The sequence below is a fragment of the Helicobacter sp. MIT 99-5507 genome, assembly GCF_003364295.1.
Lineage (GTDB): Bacteria > Campylobacterota > Campylobacteria > Campylobacterales > Helicobacteraceae > NHYM01.
This window is the reverse complement of the sequence record NZ_NXLO01000002.1, coordinates 363,473-385,390: the sequence shown is the minus strand read 5'-3', so window position 1 is coordinate 385,390 and position 21,918 is coordinate 363,473. Positions and strand designations below refer to the sequence as shown.

Annotated in this window: 21 protein-coding genes and 1 tRNA gene; 14 read left to right on the top strand and 8 right to left on the bottom strand. The window is 29.4% G+C overall.

What is annotated here, in order from left to right:
- The first annotated feature begins 28 nt into the window (after positions 1 to 28).
- The 5 genes from CQA42_RS08275 to CQA42_RS04440 all read left to right on the top strand — a co-directional run bounded on the left by CQA42_RS08275 (position 29) and on the right by CQA42_RS04440 (position 4,397).
- Complete coding sequence (locus tag CQA42_RS08275; RefSeq protein ID WP_181881497.1) at positions 29 to 199, top strand: hypothetical protein; 171 nt, start codon at positions 29 to 31, stop codon at positions 197 to 199.
- A 240-nt stretch (positions 200 to 439) separates the two neighbouring features.
- Positions 440 to 1,597, top strand: a complete 1,158-nt coding sequence (locus CQA42_RS04455) for a hypothetical protein (protein ID WP_115583490.1) — start codon at positions 440 to 442, stop codon at positions 1,595 to 1,597.
- Between the two features lie 80 nt (positions 1,598 to 1,677).
- Positions 1,678 to 2,508 carry an alpha/beta hydrolase gene (locus CQA42_RS04450; RefSeq protein ID WP_115583489.1) on the top strand — a complete coding sequence of 277 codons (831 nt, stop codon included), beginning with the start codon at positions 1,678 to 1,680 and terminating at the stop codon, positions 2,506 to 2,508.
- 76 nt (positions 2,509 to 2,584) lie between these two features.
- Positions 2,585 to 2,992: a hypothetical protein gene (locus tag CQA42_RS04445; protein ID WP_115583488.1), complete on the top strand. Its 408-nt coding sequence runs from the start codon at positions 2,585 to 2,587 to the stop codon at positions 2,990 to 2,992.
- A gap of 112 nt (positions 2,993 to 3,104) precedes the next feature.
- On the top strand, positions 3,105 to 4,397 hold the full coding sequence (locus CQA42_RS04440; protein ID WP_115583487.1) for a major outer membrane protein: 1,293 nt from the start codon (positions 3,105 to 3,107) through the stop codon (positions 4,395 to 4,397).
- A 223-nt stretch (positions 4,398 to 4,620) separates the two neighbouring features.
- Here CQA42_RS04440 and CQA42_RS04435 read toward each other — a convergent pair whose 3' ends face one another.
- Positions 4,621 to 6,792: an STT3 domain-containing protein gene (locus CQA42_RS04435; RefSeq protein ID WP_115583486.1), complete on the bottom strand. Its 2,172-nt coding sequence runs from the start codon at positions 6,790 to 6,792 to the stop codon at positions 4,621 to 4,623.
- A gap of 8 nt (positions 6,793 to 6,800) precedes the next feature.
- Positions 6,801 to 8,291 (bottom strand): 2,3-bisphosphoglycerate-independent phosphoglycerate mutase, encoded by a 1,491-nt coding sequence (gene gpmI, locus CQA42_RS04430; protein ID WP_115583485.1) that lies wholly within the window; start codon positions 8,289 to 8,291, stop codon positions 6,801 to 6,803.
- 72 nt (positions 8,292 to 8,363) lie between these two features.
- On the opposite strand from gpmI, the gene mraY reads away from it, so the two are divergent.
- The 3 genes from mraY (at position 8,364) to CQA42_RS04415 (ending at position 10,755) form a co-directional block, all read left to right on the top strand.
- Positions 8,364 to 9,419, top strand: a complete 1,056-nt coding sequence (gene mraY, locus CQA42_RS04425) for a phospho-N-acetylmuramoyl-pentapeptide-transferase (RefSeq protein WP_115583484.1) — start codon at positions 8,364 to 8,366, stop codon at positions 9,417 to 9,419.
- A complete protein-coding gene (gene murD / locus CQA42_RS04420) occupies positions 9,416 to 10,618 on the top strand; it encodes a UDP-N-acetylmuramoyl-L-alanine--D-glutamate ligase (protein WP_115583483.1) in 1,203 nt (400 codons plus the stop codon). Before mraY ends, murD begins: the two co-directional genes overlap by 4 nt.
- Positions 10,619 to 10,679: 61 nt before the next feature.
- Positions 10,680 to 10,755 (top strand) — tRNA-Phe (locus CQA42_RS04415).
- 66 nt (positions 10,756 to 10,821) lie between these two features.
- On the opposite strand, the gene glyS is transcribed toward CQA42_RS04415, so the two are convergent.
- Positions 10,822 to 12,849, bottom strand: coding sequence for a glycine--tRNA ligase subunit beta (glyS, locus tag CQA42_RS04410; protein ID WP_115583482.1), 2,028 nt, complete (start codon positions 12,847 to 12,849; stop codon positions 10,822 to 10,824).
- Positions 12,850 to 12,938: 89 nt separating this feature from the next.
- On the opposite strand from glyS, the gene CQA42_RS04405 reads away from it, so the two are divergent.
- Entirely contained in the window at positions 12,939 to 13,733 is a 795-nt protein-coding gene (locus CQA42_RS04405; RefSeq protein ID WP_115583481.1) for a hypothetical protein, read from the top strand.
- Positions 13,734 to 13,742: 9 nt separating this feature from the next.
- A complete protein-coding gene (locus tag CQA42_RS04400; protein WP_115583480.1) occupies positions 13,743 to 14,714 on the top strand; it encodes a type I glyceraldehyde-3-phosphate dehydrogenase in 972 nt (323 codons plus the stop codon).
- Between the two features lie 81 nt (positions 14,715 to 14,795).
- Here CQA42_RS04400 and thiS read toward each other — a convergent pair whose 3' ends face one another.
- Both thiS and glmU read right to left on the bottom strand, forming a co-directional pair.
- Entirely contained in the window at positions 14,796 to 14,996 is a 201-nt protein-coding gene (thiS, locus tag CQA42_RS04395) for a sulfur carrier protein ThiS (RefSeq protein WP_115583479.1), read from the bottom strand.
- Positions 14,993 to 16,318, bottom strand: a complete 1,326-nt coding sequence (glmU, locus tag CQA42_RS04390) for a bifunctional UDP-N-acetylglucosamine diphosphorylase/glucosamine-1-phosphate N-acetyltransferase GlmU (protein ID WP_258865560.1) — start codon at positions 16,316 to 16,318, stop codon at positions 14,993 to 14,995. The genes thiS and glmU overlap by 4 nt, the downstream gene beginning before the upstream one ends.
- 136 nt (positions 16,319 to 16,454) lie before the next feature.
- On the opposite strand from glmU, the gene CQA42_RS04385 reads away from it, so the two are divergent.
- The 4 genes from CQA42_RS04385 (at position 16,455) to CQA42_RS04370 (ending at position 19,181) form a co-directional block, all read left to right on the top strand.
- Positions 16,455 to 17,219, top strand: a complete 765-nt coding sequence (locus CQA42_RS04385) for a motility protein A (protein ID WP_115583477.1) — start codon at positions 16,455 to 16,457, stop codon at positions 17,217 to 17,219.
- Between the two features lie 5 nt (positions 17,220 to 17,224).
- Positions 17,225 to 17,938, top strand: a complete 714-nt coding sequence (locus CQA42_RS04380; RefSeq protein WP_115583476.1) for a flagellar motor protein MotB — start codon at positions 17,225 to 17,227, stop codon at positions 17,936 to 17,938.
- 77 nt (positions 17,939 to 18,015) lie between these two features.
- A complete protein-coding gene (gene fliP / locus CQA42_RS04375; protein ID WP_115583536.1) occupies positions 18,016 to 18,753 on the top strand; it encodes a flagellar type III secretion system pore protein FliP in 738 nt (245 codons plus the stop codon).
- Between the two features lie 62 nt (positions 18,754 to 18,815).
- Positions 18,816 to 19,181, top strand: coding sequence for a hypothetical protein (locus CQA42_RS04370; RefSeq protein ID WP_115583475.1), 366 nt, complete (start codon positions 18,816 to 18,818; stop codon positions 19,179 to 19,181).
- 156 nt (positions 19,182 to 19,337) lie between these two features.
- Here the strand turns inward: CQA42_RS04370 and flgK are convergent, their stop codons facing one another.
- The 3 genes from flgK to CQA42_RS04355 are packed head-to-tail and all read right to left on the bottom strand — an operon-like array spanning position 19,338 to position 21,888.
- On the bottom strand, positions 19,338 to 21,158 hold the full coding sequence (gene flgK / locus CQA42_RS04365; protein ID WP_115583474.1) for a flagellar hook-associated protein FlgK: 1,821 nt from the start codon (positions 21,156 to 21,158) through the stop codon (positions 19,338 to 19,340).
- A gap of 1 nt (position 21,159) precedes the next feature.
- Positions 21,160 to 21,588, bottom strand: a complete 429-nt coding sequence (locus CQA42_RS04360; protein ID WP_115583473.1) for a hypothetical protein — start codon at positions 21,586 to 21,588, stop codon at positions 21,160 to 21,162.
- Positions 21,589 to 21,612: 24 nt separating this feature from the next.
- The gene (locus CQA42_RS04355; protein ID WP_115583472.1) at positions 21,613 to 21,888 is read right to left on the bottom strand and encodes a flagellar biosynthesis anti-sigma factor FlgM; all 276 of its coding nucleotides are present in this window, start codon (positions 21,886 to 21,888) and stop codon (positions 21,613 to 21,615) included.
- Positions 21,889 to 21,918 lie beyond the last annotated feature (30 nt).

Here is a 21,918-nt window from a genome sequence, read left to right as displayed (position 1 = left end):
ATGTATATTTTAAATCATGGAATCTCTAATGCAAATACTTTTTATACCTGTGCTTCTCTTAATTATTGCTATTGTTTTATGGATTCTCAAAATGTGGATTATTGATGGTTGGCTTGGTGGATTAAAGTTTAAAGAGTTTAAGGAACAAAATTGGAGTATAAAAGATATTATTTTTGATTATATTTATAATACTATTTAACTTTGTATCAAGAACAATATCTTTAACTTTTACAAATATTGCAATATTGCTTTGTGGTTGCGCTGCTATCATATTAATAATGAAATATATAGCCCCTATGTTATATGCCAAACTACTCTTTTTGCTAAAAAAACATAGCAATGGTATATTTGCACTTCTTTTTTGTCTATTACTTTTTTGCCTTAATAGGTGCCTACTAAATGAAAAGATACAATAATTATAAATTTGGAGGAGACATAAATGAAAATTGTAAAAATACTTTTAGCCCTATTTCTCACCCTTGCTAGCGCGCAAGAAACGCAAGAAAGCGATAACACAAAGGATTTTGAGAGTTTTGAGCCTACTTTTAGCATATATTTTTTCACACTCAAAGGAAGTATTGATTCAAAATACCCTATCACAATAAAGCTTGTAACTGAGCTTGCAGGGGACAAAAACACAATTCGCGCAGTTAATGTGAAGGGCGTGTATTTGTATGATAAGTTTCAAAAAGATATCCCCATATATGGCGAGTTGAAACAAGAAAATCTTGAGCTTTTTACAGAATCCAAAGAGGAGAGTTTTATTTTTAAGCTCACACAAGATGATTTGGAAAAAATCCTAGATGATAAAAAACAGCCCTTAAATATTGTAGGAGAGTGGAAAAGCATACCAAAAGGCAAGGAAAGCAAAGCTTTACAAGTGGTTTTGAGCGAGGTTGATTTATTAGAGGGTAAAATTTCGCGCCTTGATGAATACTTGATGAAAGCGCAAAAAAGCTATGAACCAACTGAGGAGAACAAAGAGTGGCTAAATGATGATGAAAAGCTAGTTACTTACTATTATGAGGATAACGCATTTTTTATCAAGCCTGCAAATATTGGGATTCTTGAATTAGAAGCTAAAAATATGAGTTTCAAAGATTTTGAAAAAGCCGCTAGAGAACAAATGCGAGAACATAATTTAGATTACTTTGCAGGTGGGAGCTATGAAGCATCTACTGGAGCAGATGCTGATATAAAAGCAATAAGATTTGGAAGCTCAGGGGAGTATTTTTATAGAAGCACAGCACATCCAAGCTTTATAGATTCTCACGCTGTTTTTTCAATCAAAGACTTAGCCTTTGTTAGCACAAAGCTTTCAGATTTAGTTAATGTAGATAAAAAATTTATTAACTTTTTGCAAAAAGAACTTAATGCTAATTGGCATGGTGGCACAGATGATGATGACGAAGCACCAGATATTAGCGATCGTATGGAATACGCGACTTTCAATGTAGGCGATAAGGACGATGAGGATATATTGGTGCATTTTGAATTCCCACATGTCATCCGAAGTCAAGATAATATCTTAATCCCAAAGGCTAAAATCAAGCCCTTTGATCAAGCTTTTTTTACGAGTATTTTAAGTAAGGTTTAGCTATACAAAGAGATGACTAAGGACAAGTGACTTAAAGGTTACTTAGCCCTTGTTAGCGATGCTAAAAACGGAGGCTTAAAATGAAAAAAATTTTAATATATATTTTGATATTTTCAAGTGTATTGTTAGCAAAACCATCACAAAATATTGAAAGTATTTCTAAAGAAGCAAAAGAAATCTATAAAATAGAGAACTTTAGGATTGAAAATAATCAAGGTAGATTCTATAATATTTTTATAGCCACACCAAAAAATGATACAAAAGAGATTTTTTATACTCTTGATGGAAATGCTTTTTTTCCAATGCTTTTAAATCGCATTGCTACAAATAAACTAGATTTGCTTCCTATTATAGTCGGAATTGGACATGATAGCGAGCTTGCATTTGATAGGCAACTAAGGATTTTTGATTATTTACCAAAAATTGAAGATGAGGAATTTAGCGGAGGTGGTGGCGATGAAATATTTTTAGAATTTATAAATACAAAACTAAAGCCTTTTATCCATGAAAAAGTTGGGATTCCAGAAAAAGAATTGTTATTTGGACATTCTTTTGGTGGAATTTTTGTTCTTCATACAATTTTAAAATCTAAATATAGTTTTAGCCATTATGTCTGTGCTTCACCAAGTTTGTGGTGGGGACAAGGAGAGATTATCAAGCAAGATTTAGAATCTATGCAAAATAACAATACTCCTTTAAATATCCTTTTTACGCTTGGTAGCTTGGAGAAAACAGCTACTCATAAAACTACAAAACCACAAAAAATCACATTACAAGAAGTCATTTCAAATCTTAAAAAATCAAATTCAAATAATTCTATAAAATATGTAGAATTTGCAAATCAAACACATGGTAGTTCTTTGCCAATGGCTTTGATACAAGCTTTAAAATGGCTTTATGAAATAGATTAAAATCTTATAAAGGATTGCACCCTATACAAGTAAATTACAAAAAAATAGAATCTTTTTATTATAAATAAGGTATGCAATGGATAAACTAATAATAAAATTTTTACAAAACAATCAGCTTTTAAGCTTTAGTGTTATTGATGATGATTGGGTGTATTCTGCAAGCTGTTATTATGCTTTTGATGAAAAAAATCTTAGCCTACTTATTAAAAGTGATCCGGAATCTAAGCACATAAAACTAGCAAATAAAAATCCAAAAATAGCAATAACAATAGCAAAAGATTCTAAAAGATTATTACTTCTTAAAGGCGTGCAAATAAAAGCAAATTTTACAAAATCAAATAATAATGAAAAAGAAATATATTATTTAAGATTCCCATTTGCAAAACTTGGAGCTGGAGAAATCTATACTCTTAAGATTCTATGGGCAAAATATACTGATAATAAACTGCTAATAAGCAATAAAATAATATTTAATAGAAAATGATTTAAATTATTAAGGTTTTGTGAATCTTTATGAATATTTTACACTTATTTATAAAAAAAATAAATATTTTTAGTTATACTCAACACTCCTAATAAACATACAAGGAGGAAGAATGAAAAAAATTTCATTAATTACAGCAATAGCACTTGCAGGTTCAAGTCTTGGGGCAGCATCGCTGGAAGAAGCAATCAAGGGGGTTAAAGTAGATGGAAATTCATTTATTAGACATATCTCAAATACCGGTGGCGATGATGGCGGTAGTGGCTATATAATGAGACTTGTATTAGACTTATCTACTGGAAATAAAAGTGGTTTTAATTTTGGCGGTGGATTGTTCTACCAATATGGTGGAACACCTACATATGGTAGTAGATCAGATAATGCTGTAGATGGCTCTAGAGGTGGTAGAACTGCTGGGCTTGTCGGAAATGTATTTGGTGTTAGCACATTATGGGCACAATATGGCTGGGAAGCTGCGAATACAACGATTACAGGTGGTAAATTGAAGCTTGCTACTCCTATTTCGTCTGCTGCAACTGATAGAGGTGTAGGTGCTCTTGCAACTAGCAATCCAGTTGATGGTTTGACTCTAGCACTTGGTTGGTTTGATAGCTGGTCAGCAGATAATCAATACATTGGTGGTATTTGGACTTCTAGTAATGGGAACATCGGTGCGAATACGAGTATAGGAAATAATCTAAGTCTAATTGGTGTAAATGGTAATTATGATAATTTTGCATTTAAAGCTTGGTATTTTAATATTGGCAATCTAGCAAATTCATTATTTGGTGAATTTAGTGTTGGTAAAGAATATTCATTTACAGCTCAGGTAGCTTATACAGATGTTTATAATAGTGCTACACTTGCATTAGGGGGATTAGGAACTATAGGAAATAATGATTTCGTTGGAAAGCAAATTTCAAGCTCAAGAGGTTTATATACACTTCAAGTAGCTACAAAACCTACTGATTGGCTTTTGGCTAGAGCTGGTTTTGTAGGAAGCTTTGGAAGTGGATATGGGGTAGCACTAAATAACACAGCTTCGTTTAATCTAGCTGGTAAATGGTGGTATGATAACTTTGGAAATGGAAGAAATGGTTTCTCATGGAATGGACAAGGTGGTATAGAAGATACACATATAAATCTATGGTATTTAGCTGGAAAAGCAAGTGTATCAATAGTCGATATAGGACTTGATATAGCTGGAATAAGCGGTAAAAATCAATTTGCAATAAGCAAAGGTAATGATGGAAAGCCTGAGAGTGGAAATAAAACTTTCTATGAAATCACACCATCAGTTGATATAAATATCGCTAAAGGCGCTAAATTGTCAGCATATTATGCAATGGTATTTGGTCAAGTTGATGCACAAAGAGTATGGGCACAAGTTTCTTATCAATTCTAAGAAAATAAATATTGAGTTTAAAAGCTCAATATTTAAACACTACTGCTAAAATCCTATAACTTCTTTATATTTTTGCTATGTATTAAATAAAATAGATGAGGTTAGCCCTCTTTATTAAAATCCATCAAAAATAAAAATTTAAAGATTGTTTAGATTCTTAAAGATTGGCTAATTTATTTTACTTGCATTACAGACGATAAATCTTTATCGCCTTTAAATAAGCTTATTTTAATTTATAAGCTTTTGCTCCTTTATCACTATGAATTAAGCTAAATAGATTCTTATCGTAGTTTTCATACAAAAATAACTGAACGCTAAGAGAGCTATTTGTCCTCTCATCTATTGCAAAAAACATATTTAATTCTTTTGAATAGATTATATGTAGCTTTTTTTTATCATCACTATATTTTGTAGTCGTAGTTTGCAATTTATCGCCAACTCTATTGATTATATGAAATTGTTGCACATTTATAAATTTACCACTCTTTATGCTTTTAAATATCCCATTTTGTGGATAAAACTCAAATTCACCATCAAGCAAATAATAATCTTTTTTATCTACAATAGAAGCATATTGTGCTAGAGTCTTGCTTTTTTCATCATGCAATACTTTTCCATTTGAATAATCAATATCGCTAAATTCATCGATTGCAGTTTGTATAGAAAGTATGCTATATGGAATGTATAAATAAATATTATTATTTATTTTAGGGGTTTTAAAACTAGAATCTCCCAAGCTATCTATAAAAGACTTTGGATCTTTTATAGCATCATATTTATATAAGATTCTATCTAGATTGTGATGTTTTATTAATTCTTTATCATCTGTATAAAATGCCTCTGCAATCAACTTTGACATATTGTATGATGCAATCTGAGAGCTAGAAGATAAAATAAAACTAGAAATAAAGTGATTTATTCCATCTAAATCTGTGCCTTGAATGATTACTTTTGTATTAGCATAATATGGAATAAGAAACCCATAATCCCACCAAGAAATGCTCAAATCATCTCTACTTGTAGAATCTTGCTTTATAGCATCAAGTGCATTTATTTCATTTCCAAGCACAACAGGCGGTATAAAATAATTTTTTGTATGATAATAATTTGGCATTATGGCAAATAAAGCAAAACAAATAGAGATGATAAATTTCGCTCCATTTAATACTATTTTATCTTTAAAAAGATTATTTAATAAATTCAGTGCAAAATACAAAAGATAAAAATAACCAAGACTAAAAACAGGTGCTCCAAACATAGAGAATCTAAGCCCAAATTTTAGACTTAGTATCGATAAAAGCAAAAATGGAAGTAAAATGATACTTTTATTTATTTTTATAAACATAACAACTATACCAATTAAACCTATCACAAATGTGGCATTATCACCCATAGTGCGCTCAGCTAGATTTGATATCGTAAGCGGGGCTAGCTCCATTATCGTGCCAGAAGTGCTATGTAATGTAATTGCACTCTGTGTTATCATTTTATCTGTTACATAAGTAGCAAATCGTGAAAGAATCAAATCAATATTTGCTATGATAAATACACTACAACCAATAAGTAAAATAAGTATGCTTTTGTATTTTATTTTTGATTTTATTTTATCTGTGATATTTTGAAAAAATAAAACCTTATCACTCATAAAATGAAGTAAAATAGCTAGTAAAATAAGCTTAATATAAATATTTATAAATGATATAGAAATAATTAGAATCCCAAGTGCTTCATATAATTTTAGATTTTTTCTATCTTTTATAAGCACATAAAATAACGCAAAGAAAATACTTGCAGTCAGTAAATAAGTCGCACTAACTTTATGCCAAAGCAATGCTAATATAAAGAAAATAGCAGCAAAGATGACATCTCTTAGATTATATTGCTTTAAGATTCTATATAAAAAATACATACCAAATAATGGGAAAAATAGCATTAACATATCTGTATCATAATAGCCACCTATTGTTCTATTGCTATATCCTATGCTAAGTGGAGTAAGGATTGCAGCAAAAAGGGCAAAATACTTATTTGTCATATCTTTTGCTAATAAATATACAGGGATTGCTACAAAGCTAGATAGAATTATTGGTAAAAAGAAAAATAAATCATCAATAGAAAAAGGCAGTATATAATAAAATATAGCACTTAAAATCGAAGGCATTTCAAATGTTGCTATAGGATAAAATGCGTTATCAATATTGCCATTTATCAAATCTTTTGTAGCAGTGGCAAAATGATAAGCATCATTTGTAGTCAAAAGTCTATTGCCATCAAAAAAATAATAGCTAAATGCACTACTATAATATACAAATGCTTCTCTTGCATATATTGATATAAAAATAGCGATAACTATAAAAAAAATATCAATAAATAAAGGTAAAAACTTAGATTTCATAGGTTCCCTTAAAATAATGGTTTTGACATAGAATCTGGAATCTCAATATCAAGTAGTTTTAATATACTTGGTGCAATATTATCGAGCTTTCCATCGGCAACTTTTTTTACATCTTTATCAATAACAAAACACCACACATATCCAGCAGTATGATTTGTAAGCACATTGCCATTTTCATCTTTCATTTTTTCACAATTCCCATGATCGCTTGTAATAATCAAAGAATAATCACATTCTCTTGCTTTTTCTATGATTCTGCCTAGCTCAAAATCAACTGCCTCAACAGATTTTATCGCAGCTTCATAATTGCCTGTATGCCCGACCATATCACCATTTGCAAAATTAATAACAATAAAATCCCTATTTTTATCCATAGATTCTAATACCGCATCACAAACTTCTTTTGCACTCATTTCTGGCTTTAAATCATAAGTTTTTACTTTTGGCGATGGGATTAAGATTCTATCTTCAAGATTGTAAGGCTCTTCTTTGCCACCATTAAAGAAAAATGTCACATGCGCATATTTTTCTGTCTCTGCTATATGGCTTTGGGTGAGATTATTTTTGCTTAAAATTTCTGCTAATGTATCTTTTATCTTTTCTTTTGGAAATAAAATAGGATATGAAAAAGTTGCATCATATTCACACATAGTAAGAATCTTTACCTTTGGATTTTTCTTGCGTTTAAATTCACTAAAATCATCAAATCCAATTGCTTTTATAATCTCTCTTGCTCTATCACTTCTAAAATTAAAAAATACAAATCCATCACCATCATTCATGCCTGCATAGCCATTAAAACTTGCTGGAACGATAAATTCATCTGTGATATTACTATCATATTGAGATTGTAAATAATATAGCGGATCTGACTTTGGATTAGAAGCGCCTACTATACAATCATATGCCACTTCTACCCTCTCCCATCTATTATCTCTATCCATTGCATAGAATCTTCCATTAATAGTTGCTATTTTTATATTATTAGATTCTATTGCCATTATTTCTTTTATATATTTTGGGGCGCTAAATGGAGGCACATCTCTACCATCTGTAATAATATGAATATAAATAGTCTTTCCAAATGATTCTAGAATCTTTGCTAATCCTATCAAATGACTAATATGTGAATGCACACCGCCATCACTAACCAAACCACACAAATGAATCACTTTTAAATCTTTTGCAAAATCAATTAAAGTTTTATTTTTTGCAAGTGGTGAATTTGGGAGATTATCAAAATCAAGTGCCATAGAAATCTTTACTAAATCTTGATACAAAACTCTGCCTGAACCAATACACATATGTCCTACTTCGCTATTACCCATTTGCCCTTCTGGAAGACCAATATCTAATCCAAAAGTGCTAACATATGAATATGGCACATTTTTAAACAACCAATCATAATTAGGCTTTTTTGCATTTGCAAAAGCATTCCATGAATCGCTTTTATTAAGTCCTATGCCATCAGTGATAACCAATACAACTTTTTTTTTCATTTTAGAATCCTGTATAAAATTAGTATAATTGCACACAATATTACCAAAATAATTTCAATTTTTAGGCTTTTGATGCTGTATTATCTATACTCACAATTTGGGATAAATATATTCCAATATATATCATTTCGTGCTGGCTTGGCTTTTATAATTTCATTTAGTTTATCTATGTTTTTTTTGCCAAAATTTATAAATTGGGCAAAACAAAAAAAAGCATCTCAACCAATATCTGATTTCATTCCTGCACATAAAGTAAAATCAAATACACCAACAATGGGTGGCGTGATATTTATTTTATGTAGCATTGCTGCAAGTGTTTTATGTGCAAATATTGTTAATTATTATGTATTGATTGGAATCTTTATCCTAGCATCATTTTGCATAATTGGAATAAAAGATGATTACACAAAAATATCACAAAGAAACAATAAAGGCATAAGTGCAAAAAGAAAAATATCGCTACTTATTATTGTATCACTTACAGCCTCTATATGCTTGTATTTATCAAATCACAATGTCAATCTATACATACCATTTATAAAGAATCCTATCTTTGATATGGGACTTTTTGCAATTATATTTTGGACAATAATATTTATTGCTACAAGCAATGCAGTAAATATCACCGATGGACTTGATGGACTTGCAACAACACCTAGCATTTGTGCCATTGCTACACTAAGTATATTTATATATATTTCAGGAAATGCGATTTTTAGCTCATATTTATTAGTGCCAAAAATTATTAATAGCGGGGAACTCTTCATTGTATCATCTGCAATACTAGGCTCATTATTTGGCTTTTTATGGTATAACTGCCACCCTGCACAAGTTTTTATGGGCGATAGTGGAAGTTTAGCTCTTGGTGGATTTATCGCATATATGGGAATTGTATCAAATAATGAGGTTTTGCTTATTTTAATTGGCTCTGTTTTTGTTATTGAAACACTAAGCGTGATATTACAAGTTGGTAGCTATAAATTACGAAATAAAAAGATATTTCTTATGGCACCTATTCATCATCATTTTGAAGTAAAAGGATGGAATGAAAATAAAATCATCATAAGATTTTGGATTATTGCTTTACTTAGCAATTTATTAGCACTTTTGAGTATTAAAATACGATGATTTCTTTGTTTGGTTATGGGCAAACGATGAAAGCCCTAAGCAAGATTCTAGCTCCTTGTAATATTTATGATGAAAAATTTAAAAATAAAAGCAAAGATGAATTTGGAAACAATCTTTTGCCTATAGATTGTTTTGATGGCACAAATTCTAGCTTAGAGATAATAAGCCCAGGAATCCCACCTACTTTTCCACTAAATAAAATGGCAAAAAATCTAATAAGTGAATATGATTATTTTTATCCAAATAATGCCCTAAATATATGGATAAGTGGAACAAATGGCAAAACTACAACAACACAAATGACACAATCTTTACTTAGTGAATATGGAAGCGTATGTGGTGGAAATATAGGAATCCCACTATGCAATTTAGATAAAAGTGCAAAAATTTGGATTCTAGAGACTAGCTCTTTTATGCTACATTACACAAATAAAGCAAATCCAAAAATATACGCCCTACTTCCAATCACACAAGATCATATATCTTGGCATGGTAATTTTGAAAATTATATAAATGCGAAATTAAAGCCCCTAAGATTGATGGGGCAAGATAGCTATGCAATCATCCCAAGTGAATATAAAAATATGATAAAAGATTTTAAAGGAAAAATATTTTTTTATAGCAATATTGCAAGCTTAGCAGAAGAATTTGGAATAGATGAAAAAAAGATAAAATTTAAAGGCGCTTTCTTATTAGATGCGATTATGGCGCTCTTAATTGCTAAGATTCTAACAAATAAAATTGATTATAGTATCATAAATAATTTTAAGATTGATAGCCACAAAATCGAAGAATTTAGAGATAAAAATGGAAGATTATTTGTAGATGATAGCAAAGCTACAAATATAGATGCCACTTTAAAAGCATTAGAAATCTATAGAGATAAAGAAATATTTTTAATCCTTGGTGGAGATAATAAAGGTGTAAGTTTAGAGCCACTTATTGATAAACTTACTTCTTATAATGTAAAAATATTTGCTATTGGAAAATGTTGTAATGAAATCCTGCAATTAGCTAGAATCTATAATATTCCTTGTCAAGATTCTAATACTCTAAAAAATGCACTAGATTCTATAAAAAATATATTTAATGATAATCAAAATAGCATCTGCTTATTATCCCCTGCGTGTGCAAGCCTAGATCAATTTACATCATATAAACATAGAGGCGAGGAATTCAAGCGATACGCACTATTATAAAATAAGAATGATTTTTAAGTAAATTTTAATTACTTATTATATAGAATGCGACTTTTATCTTGGCTCGATAGCTCAGTTGGTAGAGCAGAGGACTGAAAATCCTCGTGTCGGCAGTTCGATTCTGCCTCGAGCCACCATTAGACTTAAAAATAGATTAAACAATATTTATTTTGAGTTTCAATTAACAAACTCCCATGTTTTGTTTAAAATGAAATTTCTTTTATATCTCCCACTTTAAAAAACTCCTTGTAAATAGAATTTACAAGGAGGATTCTATTTTCTTTTATTTTAGAATCATCAATATTTATCATCACATTATCAAAGAATTCTTGCAATATTTCTTTGAATTCCAATAACTTTTCTATACGATTTTTTGGTGTTTGTATATCAAATGATTTAAATTTTTCTAATACCTCAAACAATACTCTCTCTTCATCGCATACAAACAAATCACGATTGATAGAATCTGCTTTTATTTCTACATTTTTTAATATATTTGCAATTCTTTTAAATAGAATCTTAAAGTCATTTGGAATAGATTTTAATGCATCAATTTGCCTAACTAGCTCTACTAAATCTTTTTGATTTGATTTTATTGCTGCATTGATTATTGATTGATTTACATTTAGTGTGCCTTCTAATCGCTCACAGAAAAATTGAAATATTTTATTTTCATCTATTTTTTTATAATTAGATTCTAGCTGTGGAAAAATATCAAATAAATTTAGTGGAATATCAAATTTTACTATCATTTTTATGATACCAATAGCCGCTCTACGAAGTGCAAATGGATCTTTTGAACCACTTGGAATCTTATCTAGTGCAAAAAGGCTTAAAATAGAATCTAATTTATTTGATATAGAGATAATAGCACTCTTTGGACTAGAAGGAAGCAAGGAATCTTCTTGCAATGGCAAATATTGCTCTTTTATCATTAATTTTAAAGCATCATCTTTTGTATAGTATGAACCCATGATTCCTTGTAATTCACCAAATTCACCTACCATTTCACTAAGCAAATCATTTTTACTAATCATAATTGCTTTTATGATATTTGTAGAATCTAATTTTAATACTCCACAAAGAATTGTAGCAATCTTAATCTCCCTCTCTACCTTATCAAACATAGATCCTTGTATAAATTCTATCTTTTTTAATCTCTCATCAATTTTATCTTGGATAAATGATTTGAAATCATTTTTATAGAAAAACAACGCATCTTCAAGCCTTGCTTTTAAAACTCTTTGATTACCTTTTAATATCTCATCAAATGTACTTTTATCAAAACTATTGCATACCACTATAAAACCATTATTCAAATCTATTGCATCACTATTATTAGAAATATTATTTTTATATGTCGCAAAATATTTTTGATTAATTTTCATTGAAGTAATGATAACTTCATTTGGCAATTCTAAAAATTTTTCATCAAACTTTCCATATAAAGCATTTGGATATTCAGTGATTGCTACTACTTCATCAAGCAAAGTGGAATCTATTTCTACTTTGATATTTTTTTCTTTTTCTATATCTTGTATTTGTGCTAAAATCAATTCTTTTCGCATTTCTTGATCATAAATTACGCCATTAGATTCTAAAAATTTAAAATATTCATGAGCATTATTTATCTCTTTTGCTTCCTTGCTTCTATGTGGATAAATGCACTTTGTTTGAGAAAATTGATATTTATTTTCTAGTTTTTTTAACTCTATAAATCTATCATCAAGCAATACAAAAATATTTCTAATTGGACGAATAAAACTAGATTCTACACTACCCCATTGCATGCTTTTACCAAAACTCAAAATATCTAAAAAATCCAAAATAATATTTTCTAGCAAAAATTTGCTTTTTTTACCTTCTATTTCGGTTTTATAGTATAAACATTCTTTACCATTTTTAGTGCTAGTTTGTAAATCATCTATATTGATATTTAATTTTTTAAGAAAGCTTATTGTAGGTTGGCTTGGATTATTATCTTTATCATAAGCGATATTTAATGGTGGTCCAAAATATTCAAGTGTTTTTCCTTCTTGCATTAAAGGAAAATTTTTGGATGTAAGTATTAATCTCCTTGGTGTCCAAAAAAATTCTATGTCACTTACACTAAGGCTATTTTCATTTAATAATTTTTCAAATTTTGGCTTGATATTTTTAATCTCTTTTTTTATGGAACTAAAAGGTAATTCTTCCAAAAATATTTCTATTAACAATGATGAGGTATTCAATGCAAACTATCCTTATAGATATAAATTTAACACATTATTTATATAAAATGAAGTAGAATCTTACCAAAAAAATAGCTCAAAGGGTTTAGATGCGTTTTATTGCATTGCTATTATTAATCAATTATTATATTTATGCAACACCTGTAAATAAATGTATAAGTATAGATAAATTTAGTGATGACCAAAAAGAAATTGTTGCTTATGCTTACAATTATGGAAAAAAATACAATCTTGGCTTTACACTTGCAGCTATTGCCTGGCATGAATCTTGTGCTGGTGAATATAGAATGAATTTTGCAGATCCAAGTGCTGGAATCTACCATGCACTAATTCCTGGAGTAATAAAACGATATCAAATGCTAAAAGATACAGGATTTAATCGCAATGTAATAGGTGAATTGCTCATTCGAGATGATGAATTTGCCTCAAAAGTGGCAATTGATGAGTTATTGTTTTGGGATAAAGTGCGAAATGGAAATTGGAAAGATATAATAAAATCCTACAATAAAGGCTATCTTTGGGAAAAAAGCGATAAATATAATGAAATTGCTGAAAACTATTACAATAATATAAAACTAAAAAAAGAGATTCTAGAAAAATATATACCAAAATACCTAAAAGACTTTAAGTTGAAAGAACGCGATCCTATGCTCTCAAATTTTAATTCAAATAACTCAAATATCATTACAAAAAAACAAGAAAAAGAAGTAATTGAAAAAATAAGAAAAATAGAAATAGCAATATTGAAAAATGATAGCGAGCAATCAATAAAACAAGCAAAAAAAGATAAAAAAGCAATCATTAGCATATACAATAAGGATGAAGGAGATTCTATAATACACGAAAAAACAATCACCTTACAGCCATTTTATACAACCAAATAGGAAAATATAGTGAAAATAGCTATTAATGGATTTGGTAGAATTGGGCGAGCTTTTTTTAGAAATTTTTATGAAAATAAGATAAAAGATTTAGAAATAGTGCAAATAAATGATATTTGTGATTTTGATAAATTAATATATTTGTTAAAAGAAGATTCTATATATGGAAAATTTAAATGTGAGTTTAAATACCAAAACAATGAATTAATCATCGATGATAAAATAATCAAACTTAGCTCTTATCAAAATCCAAAAGAATTTAGCACAAATGCAGATATAGTGCTTGAATGCAGTGGTAAATTTGATGATAAAAAAAGCTTGCAGCCATATATAGATAATGGTGTAAATTTTGTCATCCTTGGGGCTACACCAAAAGATGATATGAATATTTATATTTATAGCGTTAATGAATCTAAATATAGCGGAGAAAAAATCATATCAAATGCTTCTTGCACTTCAAATGCAATCGCCCCAATAATAAATACAATAAATAAAAAATACAAAATACTAAGTGGAAATATATCCATAATCCACCCATTTAATAATGATCAGAACTTGCTAGATTCAGCACATAAAGATGATATAAGACTTAGCAGAAATGCTACAATAAATATAATACCAACAAAAAGCAGCATAGGAAGTGTGCTAAAAAAAATATTTAATATTAATTTTTATGGAGATTCTATTAGAGTGCCAACTTCGATAGTGGCATTTAGCAATATCGATTTGGTATTTGACAAAGAAATATCAAAAGATGAAATATTGAATTTAGAATTTGATCACAAAATAATAGGCATCGATTCTGATATGCTTGTATCAAGTGATTTTATAGGCGATAAAAGAAGCGCTATTATTGCAAGTGATTTAATCAATATAAATGGCAACACTGCTAGGATTGGAATCTGGTTTGATAATGAAAGCGGATATGCAAATAGACTGCTAGATATGCTAGAAGTGGTGCAAAGATGTCACAAATCACACTAAATTTTTAGTCTATATTTTTTAATCACTTTTGATTTTAAAATCACATTTAGTTTTTATACTTGTATGTTTATTTTTGCTTTTTCACCCTCCACCAATAAACTGCAAAAACTCGATTCTATCGCCATTATTTGGAAAAGTATCATCATAGTTTTCTTTTTGGACAAGATTTCCATTTAGTGCTATTGCAATGACCTTAGATTCTATACTTAAAATATCTAGAATCTCTTGAATGCTTTTATTGTCATCAAAATCCATTGATTGCCCATTTACTATCAAAGTCATTTTTTATCCTTAAAAAATTTATAATAAAATCCTTGTTTGTTTGATTGTTTTGTGCGAGAAATCACTAAATCGCCATCTTGTGCATTTTTTGATACAGAGCTACCTGCTGCAATCAATACATTTGATTCTATTTCAAGTGGTGCAATCAACTGCGTATCACTTCCTACAAAAACATTTTTACCAATAATAGTTTTGTGTTTTTTTATCCCATCATAATTACAAGTAATCACACCTGCACCGATATTTGTGCCACTATCGATATTACTATCACCAAGATAGCTTAAATGTCCTGCTTTTACATCATTTAAAATCGAGGCTTTAACTTCTACAAAATTACCAATGTGAGAATCTTTTATATGAGATTTAGGACGGATTCTAGCAAATGGTCCTATTGTGCTATTTTCTACAATGCTATCTTCTATTACGCTATTTGCTAGTATTTTAGATTCTATTATTTTAGCACCTCTTCTTAGTACACAATTACTCTCAATCTCACATTCTCCAATAAATTCCACATCAAATTCAATATAAGTGCTATCTGGAATCCTAAAAATAACACCATCCCTCATAGCCTTTTCTCTTAAGAGTTTAAGCATAAAAGATTCTGCTTTTGCTAAATCTAATTTAGAATTTACACCAATAAACTCACTCTCTTTTGCACTCACTCCTAGAATCTTGCAATTATTAATAAATGCATGTCCGATAATATCAGTCAAATAATATTCATTTTGATTATTATTAGATTCTAACATTGGCAAATATTTTTCTAGAATCTCTTTTTTAAAATAATAGATTCCAGCATTTGCAAGATTTATTGCTTTTGTTTTTTCATCTGCATCTTTTTCTTCAACAATACCTAAAACTTTATCTTCTTTCATAATAACGCGACCATATCCACTTGCATCTTCTAGCTCTAAGATTCCCATAGTAATATCACAATCATTTCTAATAAAATTTTTAAGCATACTAGCTTGAATAAGTGGCATATCTCCGCTTAAGATTAAAATATTTTGATATTTTGTATCTATCAAGGATTTTTTATTTTCTCCAAAACCCTTCATCAAAGCCCCAGCAGTTCCGGGGAATTCATCGTGATTTTGGATGTGAATATTGATATTTTGATATATAGAATCTATTTTTTCTTTTATCAAACCAGCTTCATTGTATAAGATTATATGCAAATCATCACTTAGTTTGCGAGCTTCATCAATAATGCAAAAAAGCATTTCTTTACCACAAATCTTATGTAAAACTTTTGGAATCTTAGATTTCATTCTAGTGCCAAAACCTGCACTCAAGATAATAATTGAGACTTGATTCAAGCTTATTCCTCCATCATAGATTGTTTATACAATTTTAACACAATAAAAGATATAATGATTTTTTTGTTTGATTTTATATAGAATACATCTTTAAATATTTTTCTAGAAATTCACAATCTTTAGGAGTTTGCATTTTATGGATTTAGGGACTATTATAGGATTATTCCTAGTTACCATCCTCTTAACTGGAGCGATGATGATGGGTGTTGGAGTCCAAGCATATATTGACTTTCCATCATTACTCATTACCGTTGGTGGCTCTATTGGTGCATTGCTTATAGCTTTCAAACTAGAAAATATGAAAAACATATTCAAATATTTAGGAATTGCATTTAAACCTCATCAATACAATATTCCTGCATTAATCAAAACAATTGTTGAATATGCAATCAAAGCAAGAAGAGATGGGATACTTTCACTTGAGCAAAATGTCAATCAAGAAGAAAATGATTTTCTTAGAAAAGGGCTAAGTATGGCGGTTGATGGCTCAGAGCCAGATTCTATAAGAGATTTGCTAGAAATAGATATGGAACAGAGTTTAGGGCGACATAATAGCAATGCAGATATTTTTGACACTTGGGCTGCACTTGCTGGTTCTTATGGTATGCTTGGGACATTAGTTGGACTTGTAGCAATGCTTATGAACATGAGTGATCCTAGCTCTATTGGACCTGCTATGGCTGTTGCCTTGATTACTACATTTTATGGCTCATTGATAGGAAATGTTATTGGATCACCTATTGCAAACATATTAAGAATAAGAGCACAAGATGAAGCACTTATGAAATTATTAGTAATTGAAGGTATTATATCCATTCAAGCAGGCGACAATCCAAGGGTGCTAGAAACAAAACTATTATCATTTTTACCACCAAGTCAAAGATTTAGTCAATTTGATTAATAAACATGGCAAAAAAGATTAATATCCAAAATAAAAGCGGAGGGGGCTTACCCTTATGGCTTGGAACATTTGGGGATTTGATGAGCTTGCTTCTTACTTTTTTTATATTACTTTTATCTATGGCTACATTTGATGCAAAAAAATTAGTAGAAGCAGAAGCGAGCATAAAAGGTGCATTAAGCATATTAGAAGGTGGTATTAAAATTGAACCAAGCAAAAATAGAATCACACTTCCAGCTGATATGGTAGTGCCTCCAGAATATGCTGAAGAAGTAAGGGTATTACAACAAACAATAATTGATTTTAATGATATGCAAAATATATCAAAAGGGCAAGCGGATATGGTGGGTGATGGGCTAAATGGATTTATTATCACACTTCCATCAAATATAATATTTGATGAAAATTTTAAAATCAATGAAGATGCAAAATTATTACTAAAAAGAATATCACAAATATTAGAAAAACTACCACAAAATACACAAGTTGAAGTGCTTGGAATCTCAAATATATCAACAACATCGATAAATTTAGAGAGAGCATCAAAAATGGCACTTAGTGTCGGCAGAGAACTTTATAATTTAAATATAAATGGAAATAGAATAAATATCATAGGCATAGAAGACAAAAACTTACCAAAAAATGAGGATTTATTAAATATTAGATTCTATGCAAAAGAAATACAAGTAAATACGACAAAAGGATTGCTAGATAAATAATGATTAGAATCCTATTTATTTTAATATGTATTTTTAGTATTTCATTTGGTGCAACTGATGAAAATGAGAATCTAATAATGCAAGAAGTCCCGCGGTCTGCACAAGGCTCACAAATAACAAATCCTGTGCTAAATTCACCAACAATACCAACGATAGATTTATCACTTAGCGCACCAAGAGAACCAGGCGATTTAGTAACAACACTAAATATTGTAATAATCATTACATTACTTGTTTTAGCACCATCATTAATACTTGTGATGACAAGTTTTGTAAGGATTATAATAGTGCTTGGATTTTTAAGAGTTGCTATGGGAACACAACAATCCCCACCAACACAGATTCTAGTATCGCTTGCACTCATCCTTACATTTTTTATCATGGAACCAGTTGGCAGAGATGGATATGAAGCAGGAATAAAGCCATATATAAATAAAGAAATTTCATACGATGAAGCATTTATACGAACAATAAAGCCATTTAAAGAATTTATGATGAAAAATACAAGAGAAAAAGACTTGGCATTATTTTTTAGAATAAGAAATCTAGAAAACCCGCAAACAATCGATGATGTACCGCTTACGATTCTATTGCCTGCATTTATGATAAGTGAGCTAAAAACAGCATTTCAAATTGCCTTTTTACTATACTTGCCATTTTTGGTTATTGATATGGTTGTAAGCTCATTACTGATGGCACTTGGAATGATGATGTTGCCACCTATTATGATATCTCTACCATTTAAGATTCTTATATTTATTCTTGTCGATGGATTTAATCTTTTAGTAGGGAATCTTGTAAATAGCTTTAAATAATAAATTAATTTTTTTTTGATACAATAACAAGATTGAAAATTTACCTATTTAAGGATGTAAAAATGAAAAAAATAATATGTATGACTATGCTACTTGGAGCAAGCCTATTTGCTGATAATCTTTTTCAAAAACTTGATAAAAACATTGAAAAAGGTGAAGCTAAAGTTGATAAATCAATAAAAGATACAAAAGATTATATAGATAATAAAAAAGATAAGATACAAAACTTTAAACAATCAAAAGAAGATAAAGTAGATAAAACAATCAAAGATACAAAAGATTATATAGATAATAAAAAAGATAAGATACAAAACTTTAAACAATCAAAAGAAGATAAAGTAGATAAAACAATCAAAGATACAAAAGATTATATAGATAATAAAAAAGACAAGGCAATAAATCAAACTAAAGATTTTTTATCAAAATAAAATATCTCTATTAAAGGCTTTTAAAGCCTTTATATCTTTTTTCCCTTTCCACTAAAAAATTAAGTAAATGATATATTTAGCTTACAAATATTGATTTTTTAGCTTTAAGCGACTTTATTAATCAATTTATGATTATCTTAGTTGAGATTCTAATCCTTATTGCTTTATTGTTAAAAGTGTATCAATCATTCTATCAATAGTAGTTATTACCTTTGCATTTGCTGCATAACCACTTTGGAATTTTATAAGATTTATCATTTCTTCATCAATGCTTACCTGGCTAATGCCTAAATATTCTTTTTTTACAGCTGCTAAGACTGATTGCTTTGTATCCCCTAAAATTTTTACATCATTTGTATCATTTGCTACCTTTCCTGTAACAAACTGAAAATATTTAGGTATTGTCATTTCTTGCTTTTTACTACGAGTAGGAAAAAATTCACTATCTTTATATTGAAGATCTAACATCATAGTAGCGATATCAAAATTCCCACTAACTGGAGCTTTATGCTGGCGAATTAGCGTTGGGTCTTTTGCATACATAGTATTTAACTCCATATTTTGTGCATTATTTCCATAAAGAAGTCTATTTACACCGATTGCTCCAACAAAATTGCTACCTTTATCCTCTATGCTTACATTTAACCCCATTGAACTGTCTTTTGGCAAAATCATAAATTGCTTAGCTTCATCATCATAGTAAGCTCTAAAATAATCATCAAAATCATTTAGTGGATTATTATCATTATTGTCATCTGTATTTTTATTTAGATAGTTTATGACATCTTCCATAGTTGTAATACCATCAATATTTACAGCTTTTCTAAGTATTTCATTACCTTTAGTATCATAGACGATAACATCAAATGATCCATTTTTTATATTATAAACAGAATCTGATAATACATCTTGGCTGTTTATTGTTAATACTTGACTTTTTAACTCTGTGGTTGCACTTTGTGCATAAACACTATTTGTAGCCTCTATAAAACCTAGTGCAAAAGTATCTAAATCATTTATATATTCTTGAAGTTTTCCTATTTTTCCGCCATTTTTACCATATGAGACCAAATCAAGCAAAGCTCCACTTTTGCCTCCACTAATCTTATCTGTAATATCTACTTTTTTAAAGTCATATCCTTGAAAATATACGCTATATAATCCATCTTGATTATCTTCATTATCAATAACTAATGGATGATGAATAGAGCCATCAACTATATTAAAACCACCTGCTATATTTAGAGTGTAGCCATAATCAAAATCTGCACTATCACTATTTAATCTTGCTTGACTTTTTAACTTATCTTTAAATACATTGCTACCAATTAGCTTTGATAAATTGAATTCAAGCTCATCTCTTCTATCTCTAAGCTCATTTGCTTGTTTTAATTCCCTAGAATCTTCCATCTGTGCTAATTTTCCATTGATTTCTGCAATCTGTTTAGCGATAGAATTAATCTCTTCTATAGTAACTTTTAATTCTTCACTTTGCTTTATTTGCAAATCAAAAAGTCGTCTTCTTGTATCTTTTATATTTGTTATTAAAGTCTGGATATTTTGTGCCAATACTTGCTTTTGTGAAGGATCAGAAGGATTCTTCTCTACATCTTTCCATGCATTAAAATAGTTTTCAAGATCATTATAGATACCCACTCCATCAACTTCAGGAAAAAAAGCGGATGCTTCTCTAAGCGTGTCAAACTCTGTATCATAAAATTCTGCATCACTAGCTGCTTTTCTATATCTTGAAAATGTAAATTCATCGTGGATTCTTTGAATGGTCTCTATATCTACACCACGACCAAGATTGTATTTTTGAAAATAAAGAGGCTTTTCTGGAGATACAATCACCCTTTGTCTTGAGTAAAATTCATCACTAGCATTTGCTATATTATTACCTGTAACATCAACCATTAGTTGATGTGCGTTTAAACCTGTTTGGGAGGTATTTAATGATGATAATATTCCACCCATATCAAGCCTCTATTCGCAATAAATCAACTTTAGAATATAGTTTATTTGAATATCCATCTCTTTGACTTGGAATAATATTTTCTAATAAAGAATTATAAAATTCATATACAGCAACAACGCTTTTTGCATAATTTTTATTGATTTCTCTAAGCGTTTTTAAGCCATCTCTCATTTTGTCAATAAGCATTAAAGCTTCTGGATTTAAAATCTCTTCTATACTCTTATTTGGATTCTCTTTAGAGAGTTTAAGCATTGCATCTCGCGCTAAATCTTTATTACGATCAAACATTAATATTGCATTATTTTTAGATTCTAGTCTTTGAAATATAGCATCATGATTTGCTTCTTTTATATCTTGCATATCAAGATTACTAATTTTAATTAACTCTTCGAGATTAGAAATTGCATCACTCAAAAATTTAATCAACATAGAATCTGTCCTAAAATAAAAAATTTAAAATATTAAGATTCCAATAAGCAATTTTTGTGCCATTTTATCAGCAGTATCTTTAATATCGATTTTGTATTCGCCATTATCTATTTTTTGTTTGATTTCATCAGCTTTGCTTGGATTGTTAGTTTCATCACTAACCGTATTTGCTGCACTTTGAATATTTTTAGTAGAATCTATTTGTAGATTCTCCTCTTTAATATCCTTTTTATCATTATTTACATTATTATCTTGATTAGTTGCAATACTATTTTGCAAACTACTTGGTCTAATTATCATGTATTTAGATTCTCCGATTATAACTATAAA